The organism is Pseudorhizobium marinum, assembly GCF_000705355.1.
Lineage (GTDB): Bacteria > Pseudomonadota > Alphaproteobacteria > Rhizobiales > Rhizobiaceae > Neorhizobium > Neorhizobium pelagicum.
Map to the genome: position 1 here is coordinate 1 of NZ_JMQK01000008.1, position 23,183 is coordinate 23,183.

At 65.3% G+C, this 23,183-nt stretch carries 25 protein-coding genes; 12 read left to right on the forward strand and 13 right to left on the reverse strand.

Translation table 11 applies throughout. The features are described from left to right. From EO99_RS0110885 to leuA, 5 genes are all read left to right on the forward strand, one after another. A partial coding sequence (locus tag EO99_RS0110885; RefSeq protein ID WP_029618667.1) for an ATP-binding cassette domain-containing protein occupies nucleotides 1-417 on the forward strand: 417 nt, incomplete at its 5' end. Nucleotides 418-539: 122 nt separating this feature from the next. Beyond that, the gene (locus EO99_RS0110890; protein ID WP_029618668.1) at nucleotides 540-1,718 is read left to right on the forward strand and encodes a benzoate/H(+) symporter BenE family transporter; all 1,179 of its coding nucleotides are present in this window, start codon (nucleotides 540-542) and stop codon (nucleotides 1,716-1,718) included. A gap of 41 nt (nucleotides 1,719-1,759) precedes the next feature. Further along, complete coding sequence (locus EO99_RS0110895) at nucleotides 1,760-2,029, forward strand: BrnT family toxin (protein ID WP_029618669.1); 270 nt, start codon at nucleotides 1,760-1,762, stop codon at nucleotides 2,027-2,029. Continuing rightward, entirely contained in the window at nucleotides 2,010-2,258 is a 249-nt protein-coding gene (gene brnA, locus EO99_RS0110900; protein ID WP_029618670.1) for a type II toxin-antitoxin system BrnA family antitoxin, read from the forward strand. Before EO99_RS0110895 ends, brnA begins: the two co-directional genes overlap by 20 nt. A 306-nt stretch (nucleotides 2,259-2,564) precedes the next feature. Continuing rightward, entirely contained in the window at nucleotides 2,565-4,289 is a 1,725-nt protein-coding gene (leuA, locus tag EO99_RS0110905; protein WP_029618671.1) for a 2-isopropylmalate synthase, read from the forward strand. Nucleotides 4,290-4,292: 3 nt separating this feature from the next. On the opposite strand, the gene EO99_RS0110910 is transcribed toward leuA, so the two are convergent. From EO99_RS0110910 to EO99_RS0110920, 3 genes are all read right to left on the reverse strand, one after another. Continuing rightward, a complete protein-coding gene (locus EO99_RS0110910; protein ID WP_029618672.1) occupies nucleotides 4,293-5,114 on the reverse strand; it encodes an anti-sigma factor family protein in 822 nt (273 codons plus the stop codon). Further along, nucleotides 5,114-5,596, reverse strand: a complete 483-nt coding sequence (locus tag EO99_RS0110915; RefSeq protein WP_029618673.1) for an RNA polymerase sigma factor — start codon at nucleotides 5,594-5,596, stop codon at nucleotides 5,114-5,116. The genes EO99_RS0110910 and EO99_RS0110915 overlap by 1 nt, the downstream gene beginning before the upstream one ends. An 81-nt stretch (nucleotides 5,597-5,677) precedes the next feature. Then, nucleotides 5,678-6,631 carry a metallophosphoesterase family protein gene (locus EO99_RS0110920; RefSeq protein ID WP_029618674.1) on the reverse strand — a complete coding sequence of 318 codons (954 nt, stop codon included), beginning with the start codon at nucleotides 6,629-6,631 and terminating at the stop codon, nucleotides 5,678-5,680. Between the two features lie 152 nt (nucleotides 6,632-6,783). Here EO99_RS0110920 and EO99_RS0110925 point away from each other — a divergent pair, with 152 nt between their 5' ends. Then, nucleotides 6,784-7,182, forward strand: a complete 399-nt coding sequence (locus EO99_RS0110925; RefSeq protein ID WP_081852039.1) for an NUDIX domain-containing protein — start codon at nucleotides 6,784-6,786, stop codon at nucleotides 7,180-7,182. Here the strand turns inward: EO99_RS0110925 and EO99_RS0110930 are convergent, their stop codons facing one another. Then, a complete protein-coding gene (locus EO99_RS0110930) occupies nucleotides 7,183-8,166 on the reverse strand; it encodes a glutathione S-transferase family protein (protein WP_029618676.1) in 984 nt (327 codons plus the stop codon). 248 nt (nucleotides 8,167-8,414) lie between these two features. Here EO99_RS0110930 and EO99_RS0110935 point away from each other — a divergent pair, with 248 nt between their 5' ends. Together EO99_RS0110935 and EO99_RS0110940 are read left to right on the forward strand one after the other, a co-directional pair. Continuing rightward, nucleotides 8,415-8,930, forward strand: a complete 516-nt coding sequence (locus EO99_RS0110935; protein ID WP_029618677.1) for a GNAT family N-acetyltransferase — start codon at nucleotides 8,415-8,417, stop codon at nucleotides 8,928-8,930. Between the two features lie 73 nt (nucleotides 8,931-9,003). Further along, nucleotides 9,004-10,317, forward strand: coding sequence for an MFS transporter (locus EO99_RS0110940; protein ID WP_029618678.1), 1,314 nt, complete (start codon nucleotides 9,004-9,006; stop codon nucleotides 10,315-10,317). Nucleotides 10,318-10,325: 8 nt separating this feature from the next. Here EO99_RS0110940 and EO99_RS0110945 read toward each other — a convergent pair whose 3' ends face one another. The 5 genes from EO99_RS0110945 to EO99_RS0110965 form a co-directional block, all read right to left on the reverse strand. Beyond that, nucleotides 10,326-10,745: a GNAT family N-acetyltransferase gene (locus tag EO99_RS0110945; RefSeq protein ID WP_029618679.1), complete on the reverse strand. Its 420-nt coding sequence runs from the start codon at nucleotides 10,743-10,745 to the stop codon at nucleotides 10,326-10,328. A 71-nt stretch (nucleotides 10,746-10,816) separates the two neighbouring features. Next, nucleotides 10,817-12,883: a membrane protein gene (locus tag EO99_RS0110950; RefSeq protein ID WP_029618680.1), complete on the reverse strand. Its 2,067-nt coding sequence runs from the start codon at nucleotides 12,881-12,883 to the stop codon at nucleotides 10,817-10,819. Between the two features lie 13 nt (nucleotides 12,884-12,896). Next, a complete protein-coding gene (locus EO99_RS0110955; RefSeq protein WP_029618681.1) occupies nucleotides 12,897-15,704 on the reverse strand; it encodes a DUF4159 domain-containing protein in 2,808 nt (935 codons plus the stop codon). After that, nucleotides 15,701-16,624: a DUF58 domain-containing protein gene (locus EO99_RS0110960; RefSeq protein WP_029618682.1), complete on the reverse strand. Its 924-nt coding sequence runs from the start codon at nucleotides 16,622-16,624 to the stop codon at nucleotides 15,701-15,703. Before EO99_RS0110960 ends, EO99_RS0110955 begins: the two co-directional genes overlap by 4 nt. A 29-nt stretch (nucleotides 16,625-16,653) precedes the next feature. Next, nucleotides 16,654-17,667: an AAA family ATPase gene (locus EO99_RS0110965; protein WP_029618683.1), complete on the reverse strand. Its 1,014-nt coding sequence runs from the start codon at nucleotides 17,665-17,667 to the stop codon at nucleotides 16,654-16,656. 168 nt (nucleotides 17,668-17,835) lie between these two features. Between EO99_RS0110965 and EO99_RS0110970 the strand changes: the two genes are divergently transcribed. From EO99_RS0110970 to EO99_RS0110980, 3 genes are read left to right on the forward strand one after another with little or no spacing between them, the layout of a single operon-like run. Then, on the forward strand, nucleotides 17,836-18,462 hold the full coding sequence (locus tag EO99_RS0110970) for a DUF1285 domain-containing protein (RefSeq protein WP_029618684.1): 627 nt from the start codon (nucleotides 17,836-17,838) through the stop codon (nucleotides 18,460-18,462). Next, entirely contained in the window at nucleotides 18,455-19,090 is a 636-nt protein-coding gene (locus EO99_RS0110975; RefSeq protein ID WP_029618685.1) for a CoA pyrophosphatase, read from the forward strand. The genes EO99_RS0110970 and EO99_RS0110975 overlap by 8 nt, the downstream gene beginning before the upstream one ends. After that, nucleotides 19,087-20,361 (forward strand): CCA tRNA nucleotidyltransferase, encoded by a 1,275-nt coding sequence (locus EO99_RS0110980; RefSeq protein WP_029618686.1) that lies wholly within the window; start codon nucleotides 19,087-19,089, stop codon nucleotides 20,359-20,361. Before EO99_RS0110975 ends, EO99_RS0110980 begins: the two co-directional genes overlap by 4 nt. On the opposite strand, the gene EO99_RS0110985 is transcribed toward EO99_RS0110980, so the two are convergent. The 3 genes from EO99_RS0110985 to hemF form a co-directional block, all read right to left on the reverse strand. Next, the gene (locus EO99_RS0110985; RefSeq protein WP_029618687.1) at nucleotides 20,358-20,543 is read right to left on the reverse strand and encodes a DUF1059 domain-containing protein; all 186 of its coding nucleotides are present in this window, start codon (nucleotides 20,541-20,543) and stop codon (nucleotides 20,358-20,360) included. The genes EO99_RS0110980 and EO99_RS0110985 overlap by 4 nt on opposite strands. 90 nt (nucleotides 20,544-20,633) lie before the next feature. Next, entirely contained in the window at nucleotides 20,634-20,921 is a 288-nt protein-coding gene (locus EO99_RS0110990; protein ID WP_029618688.1) for a hypothetical protein, read from the reverse strand. Between the two features lie 100 nt (nucleotides 20,922-21,021). Further along, complete coding sequence (gene hemF / locus EO99_RS0110995; RefSeq protein ID WP_029618689.1) at nucleotides 21,022-21,936, reverse strand: oxygen-dependent coproporphyrinogen oxidase; 915 nt, start codon at nucleotides 21,934-21,936, stop codon at nucleotides 21,022-21,024. A 157-nt stretch (nucleotides 21,937-22,093) separates the two neighbouring features. Here hemF and EO99_RS0111000 point away from each other — a divergent pair, with 157 nt between their 5' ends. Further along, nucleotides 22,094-22,351, forward strand: a complete 258-nt coding sequence (locus EO99_RS0111000; protein ID WP_029618690.1) for a hypothetical protein — start codon at nucleotides 22,094-22,096, stop codon at nucleotides 22,349-22,351. An 18-nt stretch (nucleotides 22,352-22,369) separates the two neighbouring features. Here EO99_RS0111000 and EO99_RS0111005 read toward each other — a convergent pair whose 3' ends face one another. Further along, nucleotides 22,370-22,834 carry a tRNA (cytidine(34)-2'-O)-methyltransferase gene (locus EO99_RS0111005; RefSeq protein WP_029618691.1) on the reverse strand — a complete coding sequence of 155 codons (465 nt, stop codon included), beginning with the start codon at nucleotides 22,832-22,834 and terminating at the stop codon, nucleotides 22,370-22,372. Nucleotides 22,835-23,183: the final 349 nt, after the last annotated feature.

The window sequence follows — 23,183 nt, forward strand, 5'->3', positions numbered from 1 at the left end:
GCCAGCGACGAGGAGGTGCGGCATGCAGCAAGGCGGGCGCGTCTCGACGACATGATCGCGGCACTGCCGGAGGGCTACGACACGATCATCGGCGAGAGGGGCGTGAAACTGTCCGGCGGCCAGAAGCAGCGTCTGGCGATCGCCAGGATCTTCCTGAAGAACCCGCCGATCCTGATTCTCGACGAGGCGACCTCGGCGCTCGACACGGAGACCGAGCAGGCGATCCAGGCGTCGCTTGCCGAGCTTGCCGAGGGCCGCACGACGCTGGTGATCGCGCACCGGCTGTCGACGATCACCAAGGCCGACCGCATCCTCGTGGTCGACGGCGGCCGGATCGTCGAGCATGGCTCGCACGATGCGCTGCTGACGGACCGGAGCGGTACCTTCTACAGGATGTCGCGGGCGGGACTGGTCTGATGGAAGAAGATCCAGCACTGCGTGTCCGACGTCGAACGGTTTGATGGGGATGAAGGCTTGCAAAGGCCCGGTATTCCGGCTTCGGTAGCGCCATCCATTCCACGCCTGTCGCCGAGTCTCCCATGTTGAAAGACCTTTCTCCGCAATCCTTCTTCATGGGCGTGCTGACCGCCTTCGTCGGCTTTGCCAGTTCGTTTGCGGTCGTGCTGCAGGGGCTGAAGGGCGTCGGCGCCACCGATTACGAGGCGGCCTCGGGGCTGATGGCGCTGTCGGTGTCGATGGGCGTCTGCGCCATCGTGCTCAGCGCCTGGACGCGGCTGCCCATCTCGATCGCCTGGTCGACGCCGGGCGCGGCACTGCTCGTTTCGGCGGGGACCGTCGAGGGCGGCTTTCCCGCCGCGGTCGGCGCATTTCTCGTCTGCGGTGTGCTGATCGTCATTGCGGGCCTCTTTCGTCCGCTCGGCCGGGCGGTCGCCGCCATTCCGGCGCCGCTGGCCAACGCCATGCTGGCGGGCGTGATCCTCGGTCTCTGCTTTGCGCCGTTCAAGGCAATCGCCTTCGATGCATGGCTCGGGCTGCCGATCCTGATCGCCTGGGCGGTGGTGGCCACGGTGAAGCGGCTCTATGCGGTGCCGGCGGCGCTCGTCGCCTTCGTTGCGGTGATGATCTTCGGCGTCGACCTGCCGGACGGTGCGATGGCAAGCTGGACGGCCGGACTGGCGCCGCCGCTGGCGCTGGTCTTGCCGGTCTTCACGCTGCCGGCGCTGGTCTCGATCGCGCTGCCGCTCTTCATCGTCACCATGGCCTCTCAGAACATTCCCGGCATCGCGGTGCTGAAGGTCCATGACTACGATCCGCAGCCGGGGCCGCTGTTCGCCGTCACTGGTTTCTTCTCCCTGCTGTCGGCACCCTTCGGGGGGCATGCGGTCAATCTGGCGGCGATCACGGCGGCGATGTGCGCGGGCGAGGATGCCCATCCCGATCCCGCCCGACGCTACTGGGCGGCGATCATCGGCGGTGCCGGCTATATCGTGCTCGGGCTTTTGGCCGGCGCCGTCACCGCCTTCGTGTCGCTGGCGCCGCCGGTGCTGATCCAGGCGGTGGCGGGGCTGGCGCTGATCGGCGCCTTCTCCGGATCCGCGGTGGCGGCGTTCCGCGAGCCCGAGACGCGCGAGGCGGCCGCTGTGACCTTTTTGATCACCGCCTCGGGGGTCTCGTTCGCCGGCATCTCCGGCGCCTTCTGGGGGCTGATCGCCGGCGGGTTGATGATGGGGCTGCAGCGGGTCGCGCGGCGGGGTTGAGGCGCCCTCGATTTCGCAAAGAAACCATGCTGTGATACGGTATGGAATTCGAATTCGATCCGGCGAAAAGCGAGGCGAACAGGGCGAAGCACGGGATAGATTTCGTGGCGGCGCGGGAGTTGTGGTACGATCTGTTCGCCGTCGATGCGGATGCCGGATACTCTGCAGAGCCAAGGCGGATCCGAATAGGTCGAATCTTTGGTGTCCTGTGGACTGGTGTCTACGTGCTGCGTGGCGAGCGCATTCGGATCATTTCCGTTCGGCGAGCGAGAATTCAGGAAAGGCGTCGTTATGAAGACAATCAGCGCTGAAGAATTCGATCGGAAGTTCGATGATGGCGAGGATATCAGCGAATACATCGACTGGAGCAAGGCGACGCGTCCCAACCTTGAGCCGGTAACGATGACCGTGACTGTCACACTCGGCACAAAGCTCAGGCTGGAGCGACAAGCGCGGGAGCTTGGTGTCTCTGCAGATTCTCTTCTGGAAGAGTTGTTGCGTGAAAAGCTCGATACGGCATCTGTCTCAGCCGCCGAATAACGCTCTTGCGCGATTCATTCCTGCGCGCTACCAGTTGTGCCATGAAGATCAACGGCTCGACCATTGCTGTGACTGAGATGACGGCCCGCACTGCGGCCGGCGTTGTCGCGTCGGTGCCAAACTCGCTTCTTACCCTCGACCTTACGCGCGGTTGCCGGGTCCGTTGAGGAGCGCCCGGCGGCCGAGAAGCCTGCCGGCGTAAGAGCTCCTCTCATCACCATTCACACCTGAATTTTGAAAGACCCCCGGGTCTGCGCCTGCGACGGCACCTGTGCTGCGGCGCGTGAAGCGAGACGAGACAAGACCATGGACGCGAAGACCTCATCCCCCAAGAACGGCATGCCCGATGCGGCGACAAAGTATCGGCCCTATCCGCAGATCGACATTTCCGATCGCACCTGGCCCAGCAAGACCATCGACAAGGCGCCGATCTGGTGCTCCGTCGACCTGCGCGACGGCAACCAGTCGCTGGTCAACCCGATGGGGCACGACCGCAAGGCGCGCATGTTCAAGCTGCTGCTCGACATGGGCTTCAAGGAGATCGAGATCGGCTTTCCATCGGCCTCGCAGACCGATTTCGACTTTGCGCGCTGGTGCGTCGAAGAGGGCGGCGTGCCGGACGACGTCTCGCTGCAGGTGCTGGTGCAGTGCCGGCCGGAGCTGATTACCCGGACGTTCGAATCGCTGCAGGGTGCGCGCAATCCGATCATCCACTTCTACAATTCGACCTCCGAACTGCAGCGCCGCGTGGTGTTCGGCAAGGATGTCGCGGGCGTCAGGCAGATCGCCGTCGATGCAGCGAAGATGATCATGGACATGGCGGCGAAGGCCGCCAATGGGGGAAATGGGGGCTACCGCTTCGAGTATTCGCCGGAAAGCTTCACCGGCACCGAGCTGGAGGTGGCGCTGGAGATCTGCAACGCCGTGATCGCGGAAGTGAAGCCTACGGCCGACAACAAGCTGATCCTGAACCTGCCGTCGACCGTCGAGATGGCGACACCGAACATCTATGCCGACCAGATCGAATGGATGTGCCGCAACATCGACAACCGAGAGAACGTGATCATCTCGCTGCATCCGCACAACGACCGGGGCACCGGGATTGCCGCCACGGAACTGGGCCTGATGGCCGGCGCCGACCGTGTCGAGGGCACGCTGTTCGGCAACGGCGAGCGCACCGGCAATGTCGACATCGTCACCCTGGCGCTCAACATGTACACGCAAGGGGTCGATCCGGAGCTGGATTGCTCCGACATCGAGCGGATCAAGGCCGTCTACGAGTATTCCAACGAGATGGTCATCCCGGAGCGTCACCCCTACGTCGGCGAGCTGGTCTACACGGCGTTCTCGGGATCGCACCAGGATGCCATCAACAAGGGCATGAAGGCGATCAAGGTTGCCAACCACCCGGTATGGGAGGTTCCCTATCTGCCGATCGACCCGCAGGACGTCGGGCGCACCTATGAGGCGATCATCCGCATCAACTCGCAGTCGGGCAAGGGCGGGATCGCCTACATCCTGCAGGCGGACTACGGCATCAATCTGCCGCGCAACCTGCAGGTGGAGTTCCGCGAGGAGATCCAGCGGATCACCGACGAAGAGGGCGTGGAGCTTCCGTCGAAGCGCATCCACCAGCACTTCCTGAACCACTATGTGGAGCAGCCGGACGCGCGGCTGAAGTTCGTCGACCACCACACCTATCCGGCCGGGACGGATCATAAGGGCGTCCGGGTCGTGGCGGCGGAAATCACCGACCGCGGCGAGACGAAGCGGATCGAGGGCAAGGGAACGGGGCCGATCGACGGCTTCATCGATGCGCTGTCGAGCTACCTGGGTGTTGCGCTGTCGGTCGCCGACTATTCCGAGCACTCGCTGCAGCACGGCTCGAATGCTTCGGCCATTGCCTATGTCGAGGTCGAGCACCCGGGCGGCAAGCTGTTCGGTGTCGGGATCAACACCAACATCGTCGCCGCCTCGCTGGAGGCGATCGTCTCGGCGGCAAACCGCATCATCGCAGAAAAGAAGGCCTGATCGTCAGATCAGGCCGGCAGCCTTCGCCGCGATCTCGTCGAGAGAGGCGGCGGAGGAGGGACCCACGGCAACATAGGTTGCCGTCGCACCCTTCCACGACATCAGCGCGATGTTGTCGCGGATCAGGTCGGAGAAGCCGTCATCGTCCGGCTGGATCTTTCGAAACAGGATGGCGATGACCTCACCCTCGCCGGATGTATAGAGGAGCTCGCCGACCGGCATGCCGCCGGCCGTGAGGAGCCGGGCGCCCTGGAAGGTGAGATCGTTGTCAGCAAGGTCCGGGATGCGGAAATTGACGCCGGTGCTGGTGAGCAGCCATTCGACGATGGCGGCGGGATCAGAGGCCGGCATTTCGACGAGGCGATCCGGCTGGCGCGAAAAGACGCGGTAGTGGGCGACGATGTCATCAAGCCAGTCACCGCCGGCTTCCGCCACGGCGGACTGCGCCGCAACGCTCGGCTGCTGGCCAAGCGTATAGCCGAAGCCGCCGCCGAGCGCGAAGAGCACGAAACCTGCGAGAGCCGCCTGGGTGGCCGTCGGCCTGAAGGAGAAGCCGGGCCGGTGCTCTGACGGCAGGCGGACCGCCCGGCGCGGCGGCGGGGCGGTCTTGATCATGCGGACCAGGTCGAGGGGAACCGGCTCCTTCAGGAGATCGTCGAAGACATCGCGTCCGCAGCGGCTGCCAAGCCGCAATGCTTCATGAAGCGAAGATGCGTCGGGATCGCCGCGCAATGCCGCTTCGACCTCCTGCTGTTCGCGGCTGTCGAGCTCGCGATCCAGAAGCATGCTCACCTTCAGGTCCATGGTCTCCCTGTTCGATGCCATCAGGCTCTCCGTTTCGCGCTCGTGGCGTCGCGTGCGGCAAAGCTCAGGCGGGCCGCGCAGAGGTGGGAGGCCAGACGTTCGGTCGGGATGCCCAGAATCTCAGCCGCCTCGGTGTAGGAGAAGCCCTCGATCTCGACCAGCAGGAAGGCGCTCGCCTGACCCGCGGGCATAGCCAGTACCGCATGCTGCTGCTCGGTGCCGGCCTTATCCCTGGTTTCTCCGGCAGGCTCGCGCGGCTTCGGCTTGCGCTTTTTGGCCATGTCAGAGGAGACGCGGCGGATCAGCTGGAAGAGCCATGGTGCCGACGGATTGTCGTCGGTTGGACACTGGCCCTTGATGATCGCCTTCGCGCAGGCGGCCCGCACCAGCTCATCCGCATCGTCCACGCTCGCGCTGAGCGTGAGCGCAAAACGGCGCAGGCGTGGCAGAAGAGCGACGAATTCGCGCCGTATGTCGACCGGTGCGGTTGATGCAGCTGTCAAATCGAGGAGGCCTTATAATGCTGATAGGTTTCCCTAACCCCAAGATATGAATCGAATAAGGCAAAGGTGCAAGTCGGCTGCCTAAATCAACCGGGCAGCTTCCGGAATGGACACGGAAGAGGGCGCTTCACCGTAGAAGACATGGCTGTTGTCGAGCTCGACACCGTCGCCAGCCTCGGTCAGCGCGTGGCGGTCGCAGCTGAGGTTCCAGGCCCCCGGCTCGCCCGAGAGGGTGAAGAGATTGTAGGCGGCCCGCGGCTTGTGGCCGCCGGGACCCTGGGATGCCGAGGCTATGCCGACCACCGGGATCTGACCGTGGTGGCTCTTCAGCCAGTAGACGGTGTTGAGGTGGGTGTGGCCGTGGAGGACGAGTTCGGCCCCGCCCGTGGAAATCGCGGCCGCGAATCGGCGGATGCCGATCATCCGCTTGTGGGACGACGCGGCGCCGCGAATCGGCGGGTGATGGATCAGCACCACCCGGAAGAGACCTTCGTCGCCGGCCTTCCGCAGAAGATTGACCGTTTCGCGGGCCTGACGCGGGCTGAAATAGCCCGAGGCGGAAAACGGCGGTGTGGCGACGGAGGTCGAACAGCCGATGATGGCCAGCGGGCCGCGGCGACGGATTGTCGGGAAGATCTTCGTCTCGTCCTGCCAGCTGCGGGTGCCGTCGTCGCCGATGATATAGGGGTACCATTCGTTGACCGAGCGTTCATGCGCACCTGGGACATAGGCATCATGATTGCCGGGCACGACGGTGGTCTCGTTCGGATCGCCCACCGTCTGCAGCCATTCTCCGGCAAGCCGCGTCTCGATGGTGGTCGCAAGGTTGACAAGATCGCCGGTGATCATCAGGTGGTCCGGCTGGCGGGTCTTGAGGTCGCTGATCAGCAGATCCAGCGTGTTGACGAAAAGATGCTTGCTCCGGTTGCGGTGCCAGTTCACAAAGCCGGTGATGCGCTTCGACATCAGTTCGCGAAGCGTGAGCCTCGGGAGCGGGCCCAGATGGATGTCGGAGATATGAGCGAATTTAAACATGGCGCAGACTTAACGCACGAAGCCATGAATGGTTATCTAATTTCTTCGTCGCGGAGATGTGAATAGTGGCCACCGGTATCCCCGAAGTCAGCGGGCTGCGCAGTCGCGTGGCGGTGTGGCTTTTCCATCGTGTCTTCATCCTCACGCGCGGCATGACTCTCGGCGTGCGGGCCGCCTGCTTCGACAGCGAGGGCCGCATCTTCCTCGTCCGGCATACCTATGTTCCTGGCTGGTATATGCCGGGCGGCGGCGTGGAGCGCAACGAGACCGTGCTGGAAGCCCTGGAGAAGGAGATTCGGGAGGAGGGCAACCTGGTGATGACTTCGGCGCCGTCGCTCTTCCACGTCTACTACAACAGCCGCATCAGCAAGCGCGACCACGTGCTTCTCTACCGGGTCCAGGTGGAGCAGACGGCTCCGAGATTGCCGGACCGCGAGATTGCCGAGTCCGGCTTCTTTTCTCTCGACGCGCTGCCGGAGAATACCACGACGGCCACGCTTGCCCGGGTCCGGGAGCTTTCCGGTGCCGTGCCGCCCGCCGACCTCTGGTAATCAGGCCCCCAACCGCTCCCGGCCATGGGGGGACTGAAGATCCATCTCCGGTCCGACCGGCACGACGCCGGTCGGATTGATGGTCTTGTGGCTGCGGTAGTAGTGCTGCTTGATGTGGTCGAAATGCACCGTCTCGGCAATGCCCGGGACCTGGTAGAGGTCGCGCAGGTAGGCGCTGAGGTTCGGATAGTCCGCGATGCGGCGGATGTTGCACTTGAAGTGGCCGACATAGACCGGATCGAAGCGGACCAGCGTGGTGAACAGCCGCCAGTCGGCTTCCGTCTGCCGGTCGCCGACCAGATAGCGCTGCGAGGCCAGCCGCTTGTCCAGCATGTCGAGTGTCTCGAACAGCGCCGTGACATTGCCTTCATAGGCATCCTGGGTGGTGGCGAAGCCGGCCTTGTAGACGCCGTTGTTGACGGTGTCGTAGACGGTGGCGTTGATATCGTCGATCTCGTTGCGCAGGTCCTGCGGGTAGAAATCATCCGAGGAGCCGGTCAGGCCGTCGAAGGCGCCGTTGAACATGCGGATGATCTCGGCGCTCTCGTTGGAGACGATCGTCTCCTGCCGCTTGTCCCACAGGACAGGCACCGTGACGCGGCCTGAATAATTGGGGTCGGCCTTCAGGTAGACTTGGTAGAGATAGTCCGAGCCGAAGAGGTCATCCTTCGTCGCACCATCCTTGCCGGAGAATTCCCAGCCGTTTTCCACCATCAGCGGATCGACCACGGACACGGAGATCAGGTCCTCCAGTCCCTTCAGCTTGCGGAAGATCAGTGTCCTGTGGGCCCAGGGACAGGCGTAGGAGACGTAGAGGTGGTAGCGCCCGGCCTCGGCCTTGAAACCGTCGCGACCGCTCGGACCGGCGGAACCGTCCGCGGTCACCCAGTTGCGGAACTGCGATTCGGACCGCTTGAACTGGCCCTTGGTCGATTTCGTATCGTACCAGACGTCCTGCCATTTTCCGTCGACCAGCATGCCCATGTGTTTCTCCTTCACCTCTTGCCGACTTACTTACGGCAGCGCCGGGGAATTGCGAGACGTCAAAAGACGAACGCTGTGTTTTTCCTGTTGGCGGCGGATTTCTTTCCTGATATTGCGCTTGTCACCTTTTGAGGAAGCCCGATGACCGAAGCACGGACACTGCGACGACGCTGATCCTGGCAAGATGCTGACCCAGCATCTCGAGATCCCTTTGTCCTGTCTGTCCTTTTCACGGTTTCGGTTCACCCATGACTGCGCAAATTCTTCCCAAGCATGACCTCGTCTATCTCACCGAAGACGCATCCTATGATGCCGTCATCGAACTGATCAATGCCGAGGCCTTCGGTCCCGGTCGCCACACGCGCGCGGCTGCCCGCATCCGCGAGCAGGGGCCGCATGATCGTGCGCTGTCCTTTGTCTGCGCCGATGACGGGGAAACCATCGCTTCCGTGCGCATGACCCCGATCGCTGCAGGTGAGGTCAAGGGTCATCTTCTCGGCCCGCTGGCGGTGCGTCCCTCCCACAAGAACAGGGGGATCGGCCGGGAACTGGTGCGGATCGCCATCGAGGCGGCGCGCCGGCAGGGGTCGGAGGCCGTCATCCTGGTCGGCGACCCGCCCTACTACATGCCGCTCGGCTTCGAGAAGGTCGCCTACGACGCCCTGCAGTTCCCGGGGCCGGTCGATCCCGGCCGGGTGCTCGTCGTGCCGCTGGCCGAGGATGTGCATCCGCGTCTCAAAGGAACAATCTGCTGGCGCGGATGAGACAAGTCATCTAATCAGGCGATAGGGTCCGGCGGTCGCCGGCATCCCTTTCCTGAGCTTGGGGGACGGTGGAATGGCGGCAATCACGATCGACGAAGCGCTCGACCGCGCCGGGACCGGAACGTACCAGAAGCGCCTGGTGGGGATCTTCGGGCTGGTCTGGGCCGCGGATGCGATGCAGGTGCTCGCCGTCGGCTTCACGGCCGCCTCCATTGCCGTCACCTTCGACCTCACGGTTCCGCAGGCGCTGCAGACAGGAACGCTGTTCTTTCTCGGGATGCTGCTTGGTGCGCTCGGCTTCGGGCGCCTCGCCGATCGGATCGGCCGGCGCACCGTCCTGATCGTCACCGTCTCCTGCGACGCCGTCTTCGGCATTCTCTCCGTCTTCGCTCCCGACTTCACGATCCTCCTGCTGTTGCGCTTCCTGACGGGCGCGGCCGTCGGTGGCACCCTGCCGGTCGATTACGCGATGATGGCCGAATTCCTGCCGGCCAAGAACCGCGGACGCTGGCTCGTCCTGCTGGAAGGCTTCTGGGCCGTCGGCACGCTGGTCGTGGCACTCGCTGCCTGGGCGACCAGCCTGGCCGGTGTCGAGGACGCCTGGCGCTACATCTTCGCCGTCACGGCGCTGCCGGCTGTGATCGGCATCGGCCTGCGCTTCCTTGTGCCGGAATCTCCCTTGTACCTGATGCGCGCCGGCCGGAGCGACGAGGCGAAATCGATCATCGACGAGATCCTCGTCGTCAACGGCAAGCCTGCGCTGCCGGCGGGGCAGCAGCTGGAGACGCCGCCCTCCGTCGGCGAAGTCCGGATCTTCTCCGGACCCTTGCGCCGGCGCAGCCTGATGATCCTGGCGATCTGGTTCCTGGTGTCGGTCTCCTATTACGGCGTCTTTGCCTGGATGCCACCGCGGCTGGCGGGGGAGGGCTTCGGCTTCGTGCGCGGCTATGGCTTCCTGGTGCTGATCGCGCTTGCACAGCTGCCGGGCTATGCGCTCGCCGCTTACGGGGTGGAGAAATGGGGTCGCCGGCCGACGCTGATCGGCTTCTGCCTCTTGTCCTCGGCCGGCTGCCTGCTGTTCGTCGTGGCGGGCAGCGCCATCGTCGTCGGCGCCTCGCTGCTGATCATGAGCTTTGCGCTGCTCGGCACCTGGGGCGCCCTCTATGCCATCACGCCGGAACTCTACCCGACCGCCTCGCGGGCGACGGGCATGGGAGCGGCGGGTGCCATGGCACGCTTCGGCGGGCTTCTCGCCCCTTCGCTGGTGGGGCTGATCGTGGCGCAGAGCTTCGGGCTGGCTGTGGCGATCTTTGCCGGGCTACTGCTGCTGGCGGCCATCGCCGCGTTCCTGATCGACACGGAGACGCGGGCCGCCTCGCTTGCGTAAGAGAAGCGTCAGAAGCGCTTCTTCAACCAGCTGATGGTGTGGCCTCCGGCGAGGTCTTCCAGCTGCCCGATGATCTCGTACCCCTGCTTCCGGTAGAGGCCGAGCGCCTGCGGGCTCATCGTGTCGAGATAGCTGCCGAGGCAGCCGCGGATCTTTGCCTCCCGTTCCGCCATCTGCAGCATCCGGCTTGCCAGCCCCTGGCCGCGTCGGTGGCCCGGCACGAAGAGCATCTGGACGTAGAGCCAGCCCCGCGCTGTGCGGCCGATCAGGCCGCCCTCCGGATTGCCCATTGCGTCGTACAGGATGATCGCCAGCTCTCGGCGATCGCTGGTGCCGAAGTTCTTGTTGCTGTAGGCCTGAAGCCTTTCAGAGATTGCCTTTTCTTCTGCCGGCGTGGCGTGATCCGTCACCCTGAGTTCAGATGTCATGCCCAGTCACCATGGATACGTTCAATCCGATAGCCGCGCCCTTGTCGCGGAGGACGCCAAGGCAGATTGCCTCAGCGGCCTTCGCGCCACCACATGGCGGCGACCGCAAAGAGCAGGGCGGAGAGGCCGGCGAAGCCTGCAAACAGGGGAAGAGTGTTGACGCCGCGCAGAACCGTCTCGTCGGTCAGGCGGATCACCATGCGGTCCGGATCGTTGATGCGCACTTCGCCGCGCACCGGCAGGATGGTCGGCAGCGTGACGCCGTCGCCGTCAGCCACCCGGGCAACCAGTCCCTTGGTGCGTTCCGCATAGGGCGCCAGTGTCTCCTCGGTGGAGATCATCGCCTGGAATTCCGGAGCATCGACGGTGCCGACGTGGACGAGGGTAGAGAAATCGCCATTGGTGACTTCAAAGAGGCCGGTCTCCTCGGTCCGCTGCTCCAGCCGGTAGAGACCAGGACCGCTCTGGGTGAAGGGCACCGTCTCGGTGCGGCCGGAGGGATAGGTGATCGTCGCGGGGCCGGGATCGTCGCCGATCGTCTGGCGGGTGGCTTCCAGCGTGCGGCCGACGGCGCGGGCGGTCAGGGCCTCTTCCTCGAGCTCCGGCTCCTTCATCAGCCAGTGGGCGATGCGCCTGTAGAGCGAGACATGCGGGCCGCCGCCCTCGAAGCCGCGGGCCCAGAGCCAGCCGTGATCGGACAGCAGCATGGCAACGCGGCCCTCTCCCTCGCGGTTGAGCACGAGGAGGGGGCGGTTGTCGTCGCCGAGCATCACCGTCTGCCCCTCGGGCTCGGCCACATCGATCGAGCGGAACCAGCGGCCCCAGGCCGGCGGCTCCTGCCCGGTGCCGTCGAGGCCGCGGGTGACCGGATGCTTCTGGCCCTCGTCGGAGAGACGCGGGAAGAAGCCGGCATTGTGGACATCGCCGGTGGGGCTCGCCGGCAGGACCTGGGCGAGCGGGGTCGTTGCGATCGAGTTTTCGCCGGCATGCTCGGGGCCCGCCGCGATCAGCAGGGCGCCGCCGTTTTCCACATACTGCGAGATGTAGTCGTAGTAGAGGATCGGTAGCACGTTGCGGTGGGTGTAGCGGTCGAAGATGATCAGGTCGAAGTCCTCGATCTTCTCGACGAAGAGTTCACGCGTCGGGAAAGCAATCAGCGATAACTCATTGATCGGCGTACCATCCTGCTTCTCGGGCGGACGCAGGATGGTGAAGTGGACGAGGTCGACGGAGGCATCCGACTTCAGGAGGTTGCGCCAGGCCCGCTCGCCCGCATGCGGCTCGCCGGAGACGAGCAGGACGCGCAGGTTCTGGCGGATGCCGTCGATGACATGGACGGCGCGATTGTTGACGGCCGTCACCTCGCCGGGGACTTCGGCCACCGAGAATTCCATGACGTTATTGCCGCCGCGCGGCACGGTGAAGGGGAAGGGCGTGTCGACACCGGGTGTCGCCTGCAACGTCTCCAGTTCCTCGCCGTTCATGCTGACCGTCACGTCGGCGGTGCCTCCGGTGCTGCGGCCGTCGTCGAAGACGCGCAGCGTCAGCTGCTGTTCTTCGCCGACGATGCCGAAGCGCGGTGCCCTGACGATCTGGACGCGCCGGTCGAATTCGTCCGGCTGACCGGTGATCAGGCCATGCAGCGGTGCGTTGAAGCCGAGGTCCTGATTGATACCGGGAAGACCGTGGATCTGCCCGTCGGTCAGGAAGACGGCGCCGCCGACGCGGGCGGGCGGCACGTCGGAAAGGGCCGAGGAGAGGGCTCCGAACAGCTTCGTCGACGGCGTATCGGTCTCGGCGTTGTCCTCGACCTCGACGACCCGCGTCTCGATGCGCGGAAAGCGCGAGAAGCGCTCCTGCAGCTCTGCCAGTGCCTGATCGGTCTGGCCGTCGCGGCCGGCGGTTTCCTGGCTCTGCGAGCGGTCGACGACGATCGGCACGACGGTGGACAGCTGCTCCCGGTCCTCCTGGTTCAGGATCGGATTGGCGAGCGCCAGAAGCAGGGCGGCGAGTGCGAGCGTGCGCAGCGTCGCACCGCGGATACCGCGCCAGAGCCCGAGAGCGGCAAGGATCGCCGCGAAGACGGCAAGGGCCGCCATGATCGGCCATGAAAAGAAGGGGGCGAAGTCGATGGTCATGCCGTCAGGTTTCCTATTGGCCGAGCCGCTCGAGGAGCGCCGGGACATGCACCTGGTCGGCCTTGTAGTTGCCGGTGAGCATGTACATCATGATGTTGACGCCGGCGCGGTAGGCGTATTCGCGCTGCATCGCATCCGAGGGGACGGTCGGCAGCACCGGCGTTCCCTGCGCATCGACGGCCCAGGCGCCGGCGAGATCATTGGCGGTGATCAGGAGCGGGGTGACGCCGTCGCCGGAGGAGGAGAGTTCACTGCCGGTCTGGGCGGCTTCTTGCCGCGCCTCGACCCAGAGCGGGCTTCCGGCGTAGCGGCCGGGAAAATCGTTTAGCAGGTAGAAGGAGCGCGCCAGGACATGGTCCTCCGGCGTCGGCTCCAGAGGAGGAATGTCGATATTGCCGAGGATTGCCTGAAGCCGCTCGCCGTTCGGCGTTGTCATGCCGGAGCTGTTGAGGCCGGAATACTGATCCTGGGTATCGAAGAGCACGGTGCCGCCATTGCGCATATAGGCATCTATGCGCGAGATCGCGGCCTGGGACGGCATGGGGGCGTTGGCGGAGATCGGCCAGTAGATGATCGGATAGAAGGCGAGCTCGTCGGTGGCGATGTCGACGCCGACCGGCGCGCCGGGCTCCAGCGTCGTCCGGTAGGTCAGGAACTGCGTCAGGCCCTGCAGGCCCTGCTCGGAAAGCTGGTCGACCTCCGCTTCGCCGGTGACGACATAGGCGAGATGGGTGGTGTCGAGATGCTCCATGATGACGTCGTCGCCGGGCTGCGCATCCTGCGCCAGACCCTCGCCGGGATGGGCGACGAGGAGCAGGCCTGCCAAGGCGACAAGCCCGGCGGCCGCGGAGCGGCCGGGCCGCGGAAGGCGGGAGAATGCGCCGTTCATGAAGAGCACCACGAGGCTGTCGAGGACGATGAAGAGGAAGGCCAGCGCAAACAGCAGCGGCCGCAACGACTGCGCCTCTCCGCCGATCAGGCCTTCGCGGACGACGTTCACGCCGTCGAGGCTGGCGTTGAAGGGCTGAAGCTCGGTGCCGGGCGCCAGCAGGTTGACGGCGCTGAAGCCATCTTCCGTCCCGTAGAGGCCGGGTGGATGGTCGAAGCTGGCGACGGGCGTAGCACCCGCCGCGATGGTGATCGGCCGGGCGATGCCGGTCTCGGTGGTCAGGGTGCCGTCGGCGTTCAGCAGGCGGAAGGGTGGCAGGGCGGCAGCAGTATCCGCCGTCGCACTGGCCGCACCTCCGGCGCGCGCCATCTGCACGAGCCGGCGCAACATCTCGACGAAGGTCCCCGACAGCGGCATGTTCGACCACGTGGCTTCAGCGCTGGTGTGGAAGAGAACAATGCGTCCGGCCTCCTGTTCCCTTGTGGTCACCAATGGCGTTCCGTCGGCGAGGCTTGCCCAGGTGCGGTCGGCGAGATCGGGGGTCGGTTCGGCCAGAACCTGGCGGTTGACGGTGATGTCACCGGCTCGCGGCAGTCCGGCGAAGGGACCGGTCGCCGGGAAATCGGCCAGCGCCTGCGGCTCCGACCAGGACATGGCGCCGCCCAGCGCACGTTCGCCCTGGCGCAGGATCACCGGAACCAGCGGATCGTCAGCCGGGGCGGCGGCGAGGCGCGGGCCGGCAAAGCGGATCAGCGTGCCGCCGCGAGAAATCCACTGCTGCAGCGGCTCATAGACGTCGGCCGGCAGGCGGCCCACGTCGGCCATGACGATGGCCGAGGGATTGCCCTCGAGGATCTGCGGGATGGAGACGGAGAGATCGGCGGTGGTGGGCTCGATCAGGTCGGCATAGGGCTGCAGCGCGCGGCTGATGTAGTAGAGCGGCTGCAGCAGGGGCTGGAAGTCGCTGCCGCTGTCGCCGGAAATCAGCGCGACGCGCCGACGCCGGAAGCCGTCGTCGAGCAGGCGGACGGAGCCGGCGGTGGCGAGGTCGGCGACGGCCAGACGCGCGAAGTCGTTGCGCAGCTCGAAGGGCGCCGAGATCTCTGCCGTCGCGGTCGCGGCGCCGGCGGCAAAGTCGAGCGTGCCGGAGGCGAGGGCGCGGCCCTGCGGGTCCAGCGCGTTGACGGTCATGCTCCGCGGCATGCCTGTCACCAGGCGCGTGGCGGTCACGGACATCGCATCGGCGTTGTTGGTCGCCTCGGTCAGGGCGATCGTGCGGGCACCGTCGCCTTCGATGACCCGTATCTCCGCCGGCGACAGCGATGCGAGGGCGTCGAGGGCGGTTTCGTCGGCGGCGTTGGCGACGCCGTCCGAGAGCAGGACGACCGTGCCGGGCCGCGTGCCTTTGATCGCTTCGGTGACGGCGGCTGCGGCGCGCTCCCGATCCGGCACCAGCGGCTTTGGAGCTGCGGCGGCCAGTTTTTCGCGCGCGGCGGCGGCGCTGCCGGGCACGGCGTCATGGGTGGTGTCGGCGGTGAAGGTCACCGAGACCGGCACGCCCGCATCCTCTGCATCAGCGATCAGTGCCTCGGCCGTCTGCACGCGGCGATCCCAATCGGGGGCGGTGGCCCAGCTGTTGTCGACGAGCAGCACGAGCGGCCCGCTGCCGTTCAACGAGTTGGCGCGCGGGTTGATTACCGGATTGGCAATCGCCAGGATGATGGCTGCTGCCAGCGCCATGCGCAGCAGTGTCAGCCACCAGGGGCTGTTGGCCGGCGTTTCCTCGCGTTTGAGGACGCTGGCGAGGATCCGCAGCGGCGGGAAGACTTCGCTCTTCGGGCGGGGCGGCGTCAGCCGGAGCAGCCACCAGATGACCGGAAGTGCGAGGAGGCCGATCAGGATGGCCGGATTGGCGAAGGCAAATGCGCTCATGTCCGGGTCCCACCATTGATACCCCCGGCCGGCAGTCCCGACAGATAGCCGTGGACCGTGACGAGGGCTTCGGAGGCCAGATGATCGGTGCGATGGAAGGCGAAGCTCCAGCCGAGGCGGCGCAACGATTCACCCAGCGTCTCCCGGCGCGACAGATAGGCCCGCCGATAATCCTCCCGGACGGTTTCGGCGCGACCGGAAACAAGCTTCTCGCCCGTTTCCGGATCGGTGAACTCGGTGCGCCCGGAATAGGGGAAGGTTTCTTCCGCCGGGTCGGCGATCTCGACGACATGGCCGCGCAGGCCGCGCCGGGCAAGCGGCGTGATGCGCTCCATGATCCGGTCGGCGTCATCGAGGAAATCGCCGATCAGGACGATGTCACTGTGGCCGCGGATCATCCCCGTCTCCGGCAGGCCGGCGGTCTGCGGCGCATGCATGATGGCCGTTGCCAGCCGTTCGGCGGCATTGCGGGCGGACACCGGTTCCATGATGCCCGGACAGCCGATGCGTTCGCCGGAGCGGGCCAGGATCTCGGCCAGCGCCAGCATCAGCACAAGCGCTCGACTTTCCTTGGAGACGGCGCCGAAGGTGGACTTGTACATCATCGAGGGCGACAGGTCCGCCCAGAGCCAGACGGTATGGGCCGCTTCCCATTCGCGGTCGCGCACATAGGTGTGGTCGTCGCGGGCGGACCGGCGCCAGTCGATCGCCGCGAGGCTTTCGCCCTCGGCATAGGGCCTGAACTGCCAGAAGTTTTCACCGATGCCGCGCTTGCGGCGGCCATGCCAGCCGGCAATCACGGTGTTGGCGATGCGTCTTGCCTCGACCATGCAGTCGGGAACAAGGGCGGCCCGAGCCCTTGCCCGGGAGAGGACTTCGCCGCCTGTTGTCTGCTCAACGATCTGGCCGATGGATGCCACGCGGGGTCCTTTCTATGGCCGTGGCCGCGTCAGCCGCGCGCCTGTTTGACGAGGCCGGCAACCACGTCGCGGACCGACATGCCTTCGGCACGGGCCGCGAATGTGAGCGCCATGCGGTGCTGCAGCACCGGCTCGGCGAGCGCGTAGACGTCATCCAGCGAGGGCGCCAGACGGCCTTCGTAAAGTGCGCGGGCACGGGCGGTCAGCATCAGCGACTGGCCGGCGCGGGGACCAGGCCCCCAGGCGACGTTCTTGTCGGTGGTGGCATTGCCATGGCCCGGACGTGCCGAACGGACGAGGCTCAGAATGGCGTCGACGACCTTATCGCTCACCGGCATCTGACGGATCAGCGACTGGATTTCCTGCAGCCTGCCCGCCACGATCACTTCGCGCGGCCTGGCCTCGGAGCGTCCCGTGGTTTCGAGAAGGATCTGCCGTTCGGCATCGAGCTCGGGGTAGAGGACGTCGACCTGAAGCAGGAAGCGGTCGAGCTGGGCCTCGGGCAGGGGATAGGTGCCTTCCTGCTCCAGCGGGTTCTGCGTTGCCAGAACGTGGAAGGGGGCGGGCAGGTCATAGCGCTGGCCGGCCACCGTGATGTGGTACTCCTGCATGGACTGCAGCAGCGCCGACTGGGTGCGGGGCGACGCGCGGTTGATCTCGTCGGCCATCAGCAGCTGGGCAAAGACCGGGCCCTTGACGAAGCGGAAGGAGCGGCGGCCGTTCTCGTCCTGATCCATGACTTCGGAGCCGAGGATATCGGAGGGCATCAGGTCGGGCGTGAACTGGATGCGGCTGGCCTGAAGGCCGAGAACCGTGCCGAGCGTGGTGACCAGCTTCGTCTTGGCGAGGCCCGGAACGCCGACGAGCAGCGCATGGCCGCCCGAGAGAAGCGCCAGCATGGTGTTTTCCACCACCTGCTCCTGGCCGAAGATGACCTTGCCGACTTCGGTTCGGACCGCGGCGACATCCGCCAGCGCCCGTTCGGCGGCCGCAATGACGGCCTTCTCGTCGAGAACGGCTTCGGTGGAATTCATCATACCCATTTGCGCTCTCCATCGGGCGTGGACCACGGCGTCATGCCGGGCTGCGAATCGCTGCAGTGCGGCATTCGCCACATCCACATAAACTTATTCCCGCCGGAGCGGCTGACAAGAACGTCCGGAATGACTATCTCGTGACAGAATGATTTAAAGCGGAACCGGGACTGAAAGATGGCAGACGACACCATTCAGACAGCGTCTGACGCCGCGGGCCTTGCCGCGATGATTGCACGCGCCTCGGACCTGAAAGCGGGCGGCAAACCCGGTCTGCCCCCTGTCGAGCGCTGGAATCCCCCGTTCTGCGGCGATCTGGACATGGAAATCCGTGCCGACGGCACCTGGTTCTACACGGGCACGCCGATCGGCAGGCAGCCACTGGTGCGCCTGTTTTCAACGGTTCTTCGCAAGGACGAGGACGGCAGGACCTATCTCGTCACGCCTGTGGAAAAGGTTGGGATCCGGGTCCAGGATGCGCCGTTCCTCGCCGTCGAGATGCGCGTGTCGGAGAAGGACGGGCAAAAGACGCTGGTTTTCCGCACCAATGTCGGCGACGTGGTGGAGGCTGGCACCGACCATCCGCTGCGCTTCGAGATGGCTGACGGTAACAGTGAATTGAAGCCCTATCTCATGGTGCGGGGACGGCTCGAGGCGCTCGTCTCGCGGGCCCTCATGTACGACCTGGTCGAACTGGGCGAGACGATCGACATGGATGGCGTCGCCATGTTCGCGATCCGGTCGGGGGGCGAGGTGTTCCCGGTCATGCCGGCTGCCGAACTGGACCGGCTCTCGCATGAATGAGGCTGGCCTATTTTCCGCCGAGGTGTTTCGCGCGCGGGCGCTCAACCAGAACGGCGGTCCGATCGACCAGTCGTGGCGCGACCACGGCGATCATCTGCTCAACCCGAGCCTGATGCCGATCGTCGAGGGGCTGCATCTGCGCGATGCCGCCGTCCTGGTGCCGGTCGTCGACGACGGCGACGAGGCCAAGGTGATCTTCACCAAGCGGACCGCGACGATGCGCAAGCATTCCGGGCAGATCGCCTTTCCCGGCGGCGCGATCGATCCGGAGGACGTTTCTCCGGAAGAGGCGGCGCTGCGCGAGGCGGAAGAGGAAATCGGCCTGGCGCCGCAGTTTGTCGAGCCGGTCGGGCGCCTGCCGCAGTATCTTGCCGCCACAGGGTTCCGGATCACGCCGATCCTGTCGGTCGTCCAGCGCGGCTTCGACCTGAAGCTCAACCCGCACGAGGTGGACGATGTCTTCGAGGTGCCGCTGTCCTTCCTGATGGACCCGAAGAACCATCAGCGCGGCAGCCGGGTCTGGGACGGCAGCGAACGGCATTTCTACCAGTTTTCCTTCGAGGAACGGACCATCTGGGGCATCACCGCCAGCATCGTGCGGACCCTCTACGAAAGGCTTTATGCATGACTTCAGTCGCCCACGAGGCCTGGTTCCAGGATCCGGCCCTGACCCGCATCCTCGCACTCCTGAACGGGGAGGGCGGTGAAGCGCGTGTCGTCGGCGGGGCCGTGCGCAACACGCTGATGGGGCTGCCGGTCGGCGACATCGATATCGCCACGACACTGGTGCCGGAGCAGGTGATCGAACGGGCAAAGGCGGCAGGGATCAAGGCAGTGCCGACCGGCATCGACCACGGTACCGTGACGCTGGTGCTCGAGGGGCGAGGCTATGAGGTCACGACGCTGCGTCGGGACCTGGAAACCGACGGACGGCATGCGCAGGTGGCCTTCGGCACCGACTGGACGGCCGATGCGGAGCGGCGCGACCTGACGATCAATGCGCTCTACGCGGATGCGGACGGCGAGGTGATCGATCTGGTCGGGGGGCTCGGCGACATCGAGACCCGCACGATCCGCTTCATCGGCGATGCCGCGACCCGCATTGCGGAAGACTATCTGCGCGTGCTGCGGTTCTTCCGCTTCTTTGCCTACTACGGCAGCGGACGACCGGATGCGGATGGGTTGAGAGCTTCGGCGAAGGCCAAGGACAGGCTGAAGACGCTGTCTGCCGAGCGAATCTGGGCGGAGATGAAAAAGCTGCTGGCGGCGCCCGATCCATCGCGGGCGCTCCTGTGGATGCGGCAGACCGGCGTGCTGACCGAAGTCCTGCCGGAAACCGAGAAGTGGGGAATCGATGCCATCCACGGTCTGGTGGTGACGGAGCAGGCACTCCAGTGGACGCCCGATCCGCTGGTGCGGCTTGCCGGCATCGTGCCGCCGGATGCGGCGCGCCTGGAGGCACTGTCAAAGCGGCTGCGCCTGTCCAATGCCGATGCGGGGCGATTGCAGCGATTTGCGACCGCGCCGACGCTTCCCGACGAAATCACGGACGTCGGCTTCGACCGGCTTCTCTACCGGCACGGGCCGGAGGGGCTTTCGGTGCGGTTGAGGCTCGACCTCTCCATCGCCCGCAGCTCCGCCGAAGGCGATCCGGTCGCGATGCGCAAGGCGGCACGGCTATCGGTGCTTCTGGATCGTTGCGAGCGCTACAAAAAGCCAGTCTTCCCACTCACGGGCGCAGACGTCCTAGCGGCCGGCATTCCGGCCGGAAAGCGGGTCGGGGAGATTCTTTCGACGCTGGAGACCCTTTGGGTCGAGCGCAACTTCTCGCTGGACCGGGCGACGCTTGCCGCCCGGCTCGAGGAGATGGTCCGGGAAGAACCGGGCCGCGGCGACTAGGCTGCTTCGGCGTCGTCGCGGATCCGGGCCTTGATGTTCTCGACCATGTTTTCGCGGATGATCTCTTCACCATGGGTGGTGCGAAGATGCTCGACGGCGCGACGCACCACTTCCGCATCCTCGTTTGCGCGTGTGTGCCACGGGCAGCCGGGCACCAGGGTTCCGCATTCGAACAGTCTCATCGAATCCTCCTTTGGTGGCCAAGGGCGACGCAAAGTCCGGCACGCCGTCCTTGTGTGGTTAACAAGAGAAGGCTTTGAGCGTTCCCGTCTTTATTCGGGCATGGCCCAGGCGCGGAACACGGACGCCGATTGCAGGGGCGTCTTCCGCGAGCCGAGCACTGCGTCACGGGCGGCGGTGCCCGACAGGCCCGCACGTCCCGCCAGCTGCCGCCTGACCTGCTCGAGATAGAACTCGTGGGGCAGGTGGGGATCGCTTCGCTGGCGAAGCTCCTTTGCGAGCTTCTCGACAAATTCGGGAGTGTCCATGAGACGCCCCCGTTCCGATCCTCCATCGGGCAGGGACTTGCGAGGCACTGGCATGCTGTCTGACGCGATCATGGCGTTTCTCCTCCGGTGCTGACAGGAGAACGCTAACATCAAAGCCAGAGTCTGAATATGCCAAATGTTAGCAATGTGACATATTGTGTGAATTTCCGGATCAGGGCCAGCGCACGACCGGCGGCATCGACGACAGGATGGATTCGACGTTCCCTCCGGTCTTCAATCCGAAGATGGTGCCGCGGTCGTAGAGGAGGTTGAACTCCACGTAACGGCCCCGCCGAATCAGTTGCTCGTCACGATCCGCTTCCGTCCACGGCTCGTTGAAGTTGGTGCGCACGATCCGCGGATAGACCATGCTGAAGGCGCGCCCGACATCCTGGACGAAGGCGAAGTCCGCGTCCCAGCCGCCTTTCTCCGCGTCGGAATGCAGCCAGTCAAAGAAGATGCCGCCGATGCCGCGGTGCTCGTTGCGGTGCTTCAGGAAGAAGTATTCGTCGCACCAGGCCTTGTAGCGTTCGTAGTCGGCGACCGTCTCGTGGCGCCGGCAGGCGATCTCCATGGCACGGTGGAAGAGGGCGCTGTCGGGGTCTTCCTGCGTCCGCCGCCGGTTTAGCACCGGGGTGAGGTCGGCGCCGCCACCGAACCACTGGCTGGTGGTGACGACCATGCGGGTGTTCATGTGGACGGCCGGAACATTGGGGTTGACCGGATGGGCGATCAGCGAGATGCCGGAGGCCCAGAAGCGGGGATCCTCGTCGGCGCCGGGCATCTGGCTGCGGAAATCGGCCGAAAACTCGCCGTGTACCGTCGAGGTGTGGACGCCGACCTTCTCGAAGACGCGCCCTTCCATCATCGACATCCGGCCGCCGCCGCCCTTGCCCTCTTCCCGCAGCCAGTCCTTGGCGACGAAGCGGCCCGGGGGCTGGTCGGAGAGCGGGCCGGCTAGCTCGTCCTCCAGCGCTTCGAAGGAGGCGCAGATGGTGTCGCGCAGGCTTTCAAACCACTGGCGGGCGATGACCTTCTTGTCCTCGAGGTCGTCCGGCAGGTCCCTGGGCAAAACTGGCCGTTCCATCGTCGCACACCTCGATTGCTGATTCCTCTTTCCGAAAGCCTTTAACAGCTATGGCTTTCGCGAACCATTCCGAGCGGCCGGCTTCAGGAAAAAGTGCGAGATTTCCGACTCGCAAAGCGGGAATTCCCGCATTATCTTCAGCTCAGAGAGGTAGTGCATGGCCAAGTTCACCCCGCCGCCGCTCGACGGCTTGAAGCGTAGAATTGACCGGCATCGGCAGGAAACGTCGAGCCGGACCTCCGGCATGTTTGTCCGCGAGACCTTCCGCATGTCCCGCGAGGAGGCCCGCCACAAGGCGCGCGAATGGTTCGATGCCTTTCCCAAGCAAGCCTATTGGACCGAGGTCGAAAGCTGGCGGCAGCTCGAGGGCGGCCAGATCGAGTTCACGATGCGCCGGTTGCCGACGGCAGACTAGGCATTGCTCCGATGGTTCTTACGCGGACCAACTGGTCTGGCGCAGGGCCTCGCCGGCGATCATGGCGGCAGACACGGCGACATTGATCGATCTCTGGCCTTCCACCATGGGGATGAGTATTCGGGCCGCTGCCGCTTCGTGGACATGGTCAGGCACGCCGGCGCTCTCGCGGCCGAAGAGCAGGATGTCATCGGCGAGAAACGCATGCTCGACATAGGGCGTTGCGGCTTTCGTGGAGGCGAGGACGAGGCGGCGCCCGCTTGCGGCGCGCCAGGTCTCGAAAGCCTGCCAGTCGACATGCCGGACCAGCGACACGCTTGCCAGATAGTCCATGCCCGCCCGCTTCAGGTTGCGGTCCGAGATGTCGAAGCCTGCCGGCTCGATGATGTCGACACCGAGGCCGAGGCATGCGGCAAGCCGCAGGATCGTGCCGGTATTGCCGGGGATATCAGGCTGATAGAGGGCGATGCGGAGACTGGACATGAGCAGGGTCATACGCCAGCGGACTTCCTCCGTCAAAGATCTTCGCCCGCCCACCGTGCCCACGGGGCAACAGCCAAGGTGGAGAGCAATCGCGTCTGAACGGTCGTGGCAGTTTGATCTTTCCATCGCCGCGGCGGAGCGCTAAAAGGACAAGGTGTTTAATGCGAGCCTCAGGAGGCCTACATGGATATAGCCGTGCGCACCCGCCTTCCGGCTCGGATGTGTCCTGCAACGCGCTAGGCGTTCTGCGGCCCTTCGCATCCTGAAATTTTCCGATTCCCCTCGTGGCCGTTCCCGGCCTCGGTCCCAGTTTCCGGTGTCCCGACGTTCGCGTGTCTCCGCGGATGCG

What these genes read in the sequence shown, in the direction of transcription:
- EO99_RS0110965 (WP_029618683.1), bottom strand. Translation starts at nt 17,667, where the DNA reads ATGGGTATGATGAATTCCACCGAAGCCGTTCTCGACGAGAAGGCCGTC.
- EO99_RS0110920 (WP_029618674.1), bottom strand. Translation starts at nt 6,631, where the DNA reads ATGTTTAAATTCGCTCATATCTCCGACATCCATCTGGGCCCGCTCCCG.
- EO99_RS0110950 (WP_029618680.1), bottom strand. Translation starts at nt 12,883, where the DNA reads ATGACCATCGACTTCGCCCCCTTCTTTTCATGGCCGATCATGGCGGCC.
- EO99_RS0111005 (WP_029618691.1), bottom strand. Translation starts at nt 22,834, where the DNA reads ATGTCCAGTCTCCGCATCGCCCTCTATCAGCCTGATATCCCCGGCAAT.
- EO99_RS0110940 (WP_029618678.1), top strand. Translation starts at nt 9,004, where the DNA reads ATGGCGGCAATCACGATCGACGAAGCGCTCGACCGCGCCGGGACCGGA.
- EO99_RS0110930 (WP_029618676.1), bottom strand. Translation starts at nt 8,166, where the DNA reads ATGGGCATGCTGGTCGACGGAAAATGGCAGGACGTCTGGTACGATACG.
- EO99_RS0110990 (WP_029618688.1), bottom strand. Translation starts at nt 20,921, where the DNA reads ATGATCGCGTCAGACAGCATGCCAGTGCCTCGCAAGTCCCTGCCCGAT.
- EO99_RS0110910 (WP_029618672.1), bottom strand. Translation starts at nt 5,114, where the DNA reads ATGGCATCGAACAGGGAGACCATGGACCTGAAGGTGAGCATGCTTCTG.
- brnA (WP_029618670.1), top strand. Translation starts at nt 2,010, where the DNA reads ATGAAGACAATCAGCGCTGAAGAATTCGATCGGAAGTTCGATGATGGC.
- EO99_RS0110975 (WP_029618685.1), top strand. Translation starts at nt 18,455, where the DNA reads ATGAATGAGGCTGGCCTATTTTCCGCCGAGGTGTTTCGCGCGCGGGCG.
- EO99_RS0110935 (WP_029618677.1), top strand. Translation starts at nt 8,415, where the DNA reads ATGACTGCGCAAATTCTTCCCAAGCATGACCTCGTCTATCTCACCGAA.
- EO99_RS0110925 (WP_081852039.1), top strand. Translation starts at nt 6,784, where the DNA reads ATGACTCTCGGCGTGCGGGCCGCCTGCTTCGACAGCGAGGGCCGCATC.
- leuA (WP_029618671.1), top strand. Translation starts at nt 2,565, where the DNA reads ATGGACGCGAAGACCTCATCCCCCAAGAACGGCATGCCCGATGCGGCG.
- EO99_RS0110970 (WP_029618684.1), top strand. Translation starts at nt 17,836, where the DNA reads ATGGCAGACGACACCATTCAGACAGCGTCTGACGCCGCGGGCCTTGCC.
- EO99_RS0110890 (WP_029618668.1), top strand. Translation starts at nt 540, where the DNA reads ATGTTGAAAGACCTTTCTCCGCAATCCTTCTTCATGGGCGTGCTGACC.
- EO99_RS0110895 (WP_029618669.1), top strand. Translation starts at nt 1,760, where the DNA reads ATGGAATTCGAATTCGATCCGGCGAAAAGCGAGGCGAACAGGGCGAAG.
- hemF (WP_029618689.1), bottom strand. Translation starts at nt 21,936, where the DNA reads ATGGAACGGCCAGTTTTGCCCAGGGACCTGCCGGACGACCTCGAGGAC.
- EO99_RS0110945 (WP_029618679.1), bottom strand. Translation starts at nt 10,745, where the DNA reads ATGACATCTGAACTCAGGGTGACGGATCACGCCACGCCGGCAGAAGAA.
- EO99_RS0110985 (WP_029618687.1), bottom strand. Translation starts at nt 20,543, where the DNA reads ATGAGACTGTTCGAATGCGGAACCCTGGTGCCCGGCTGCCCGTGGCAC.
- EO99_RS0110980 (WP_029618686.1), top strand. Translation starts at nt 19,087, where the DNA reads ATGACTTCAGTCGCCCACGAGGCCTGGTTCCAGGATCCGGCCCTGACC.
- EO99_RS0111000 (WP_029618690.1), top strand. Translation starts at nt 22,094, where the DNA reads ATGGCCAAGTTCACCCCGCCGCCGCTCGACGGCTTGAAGCGTAGAATT.
- EO99_RS0110955 (WP_029618681.1), bottom strand. Translation starts at nt 15,704, where the DNA reads ATGAGCGCATTTGCCTTCGCCAATCCGGCCATCCTGATCGGCCTCCTC.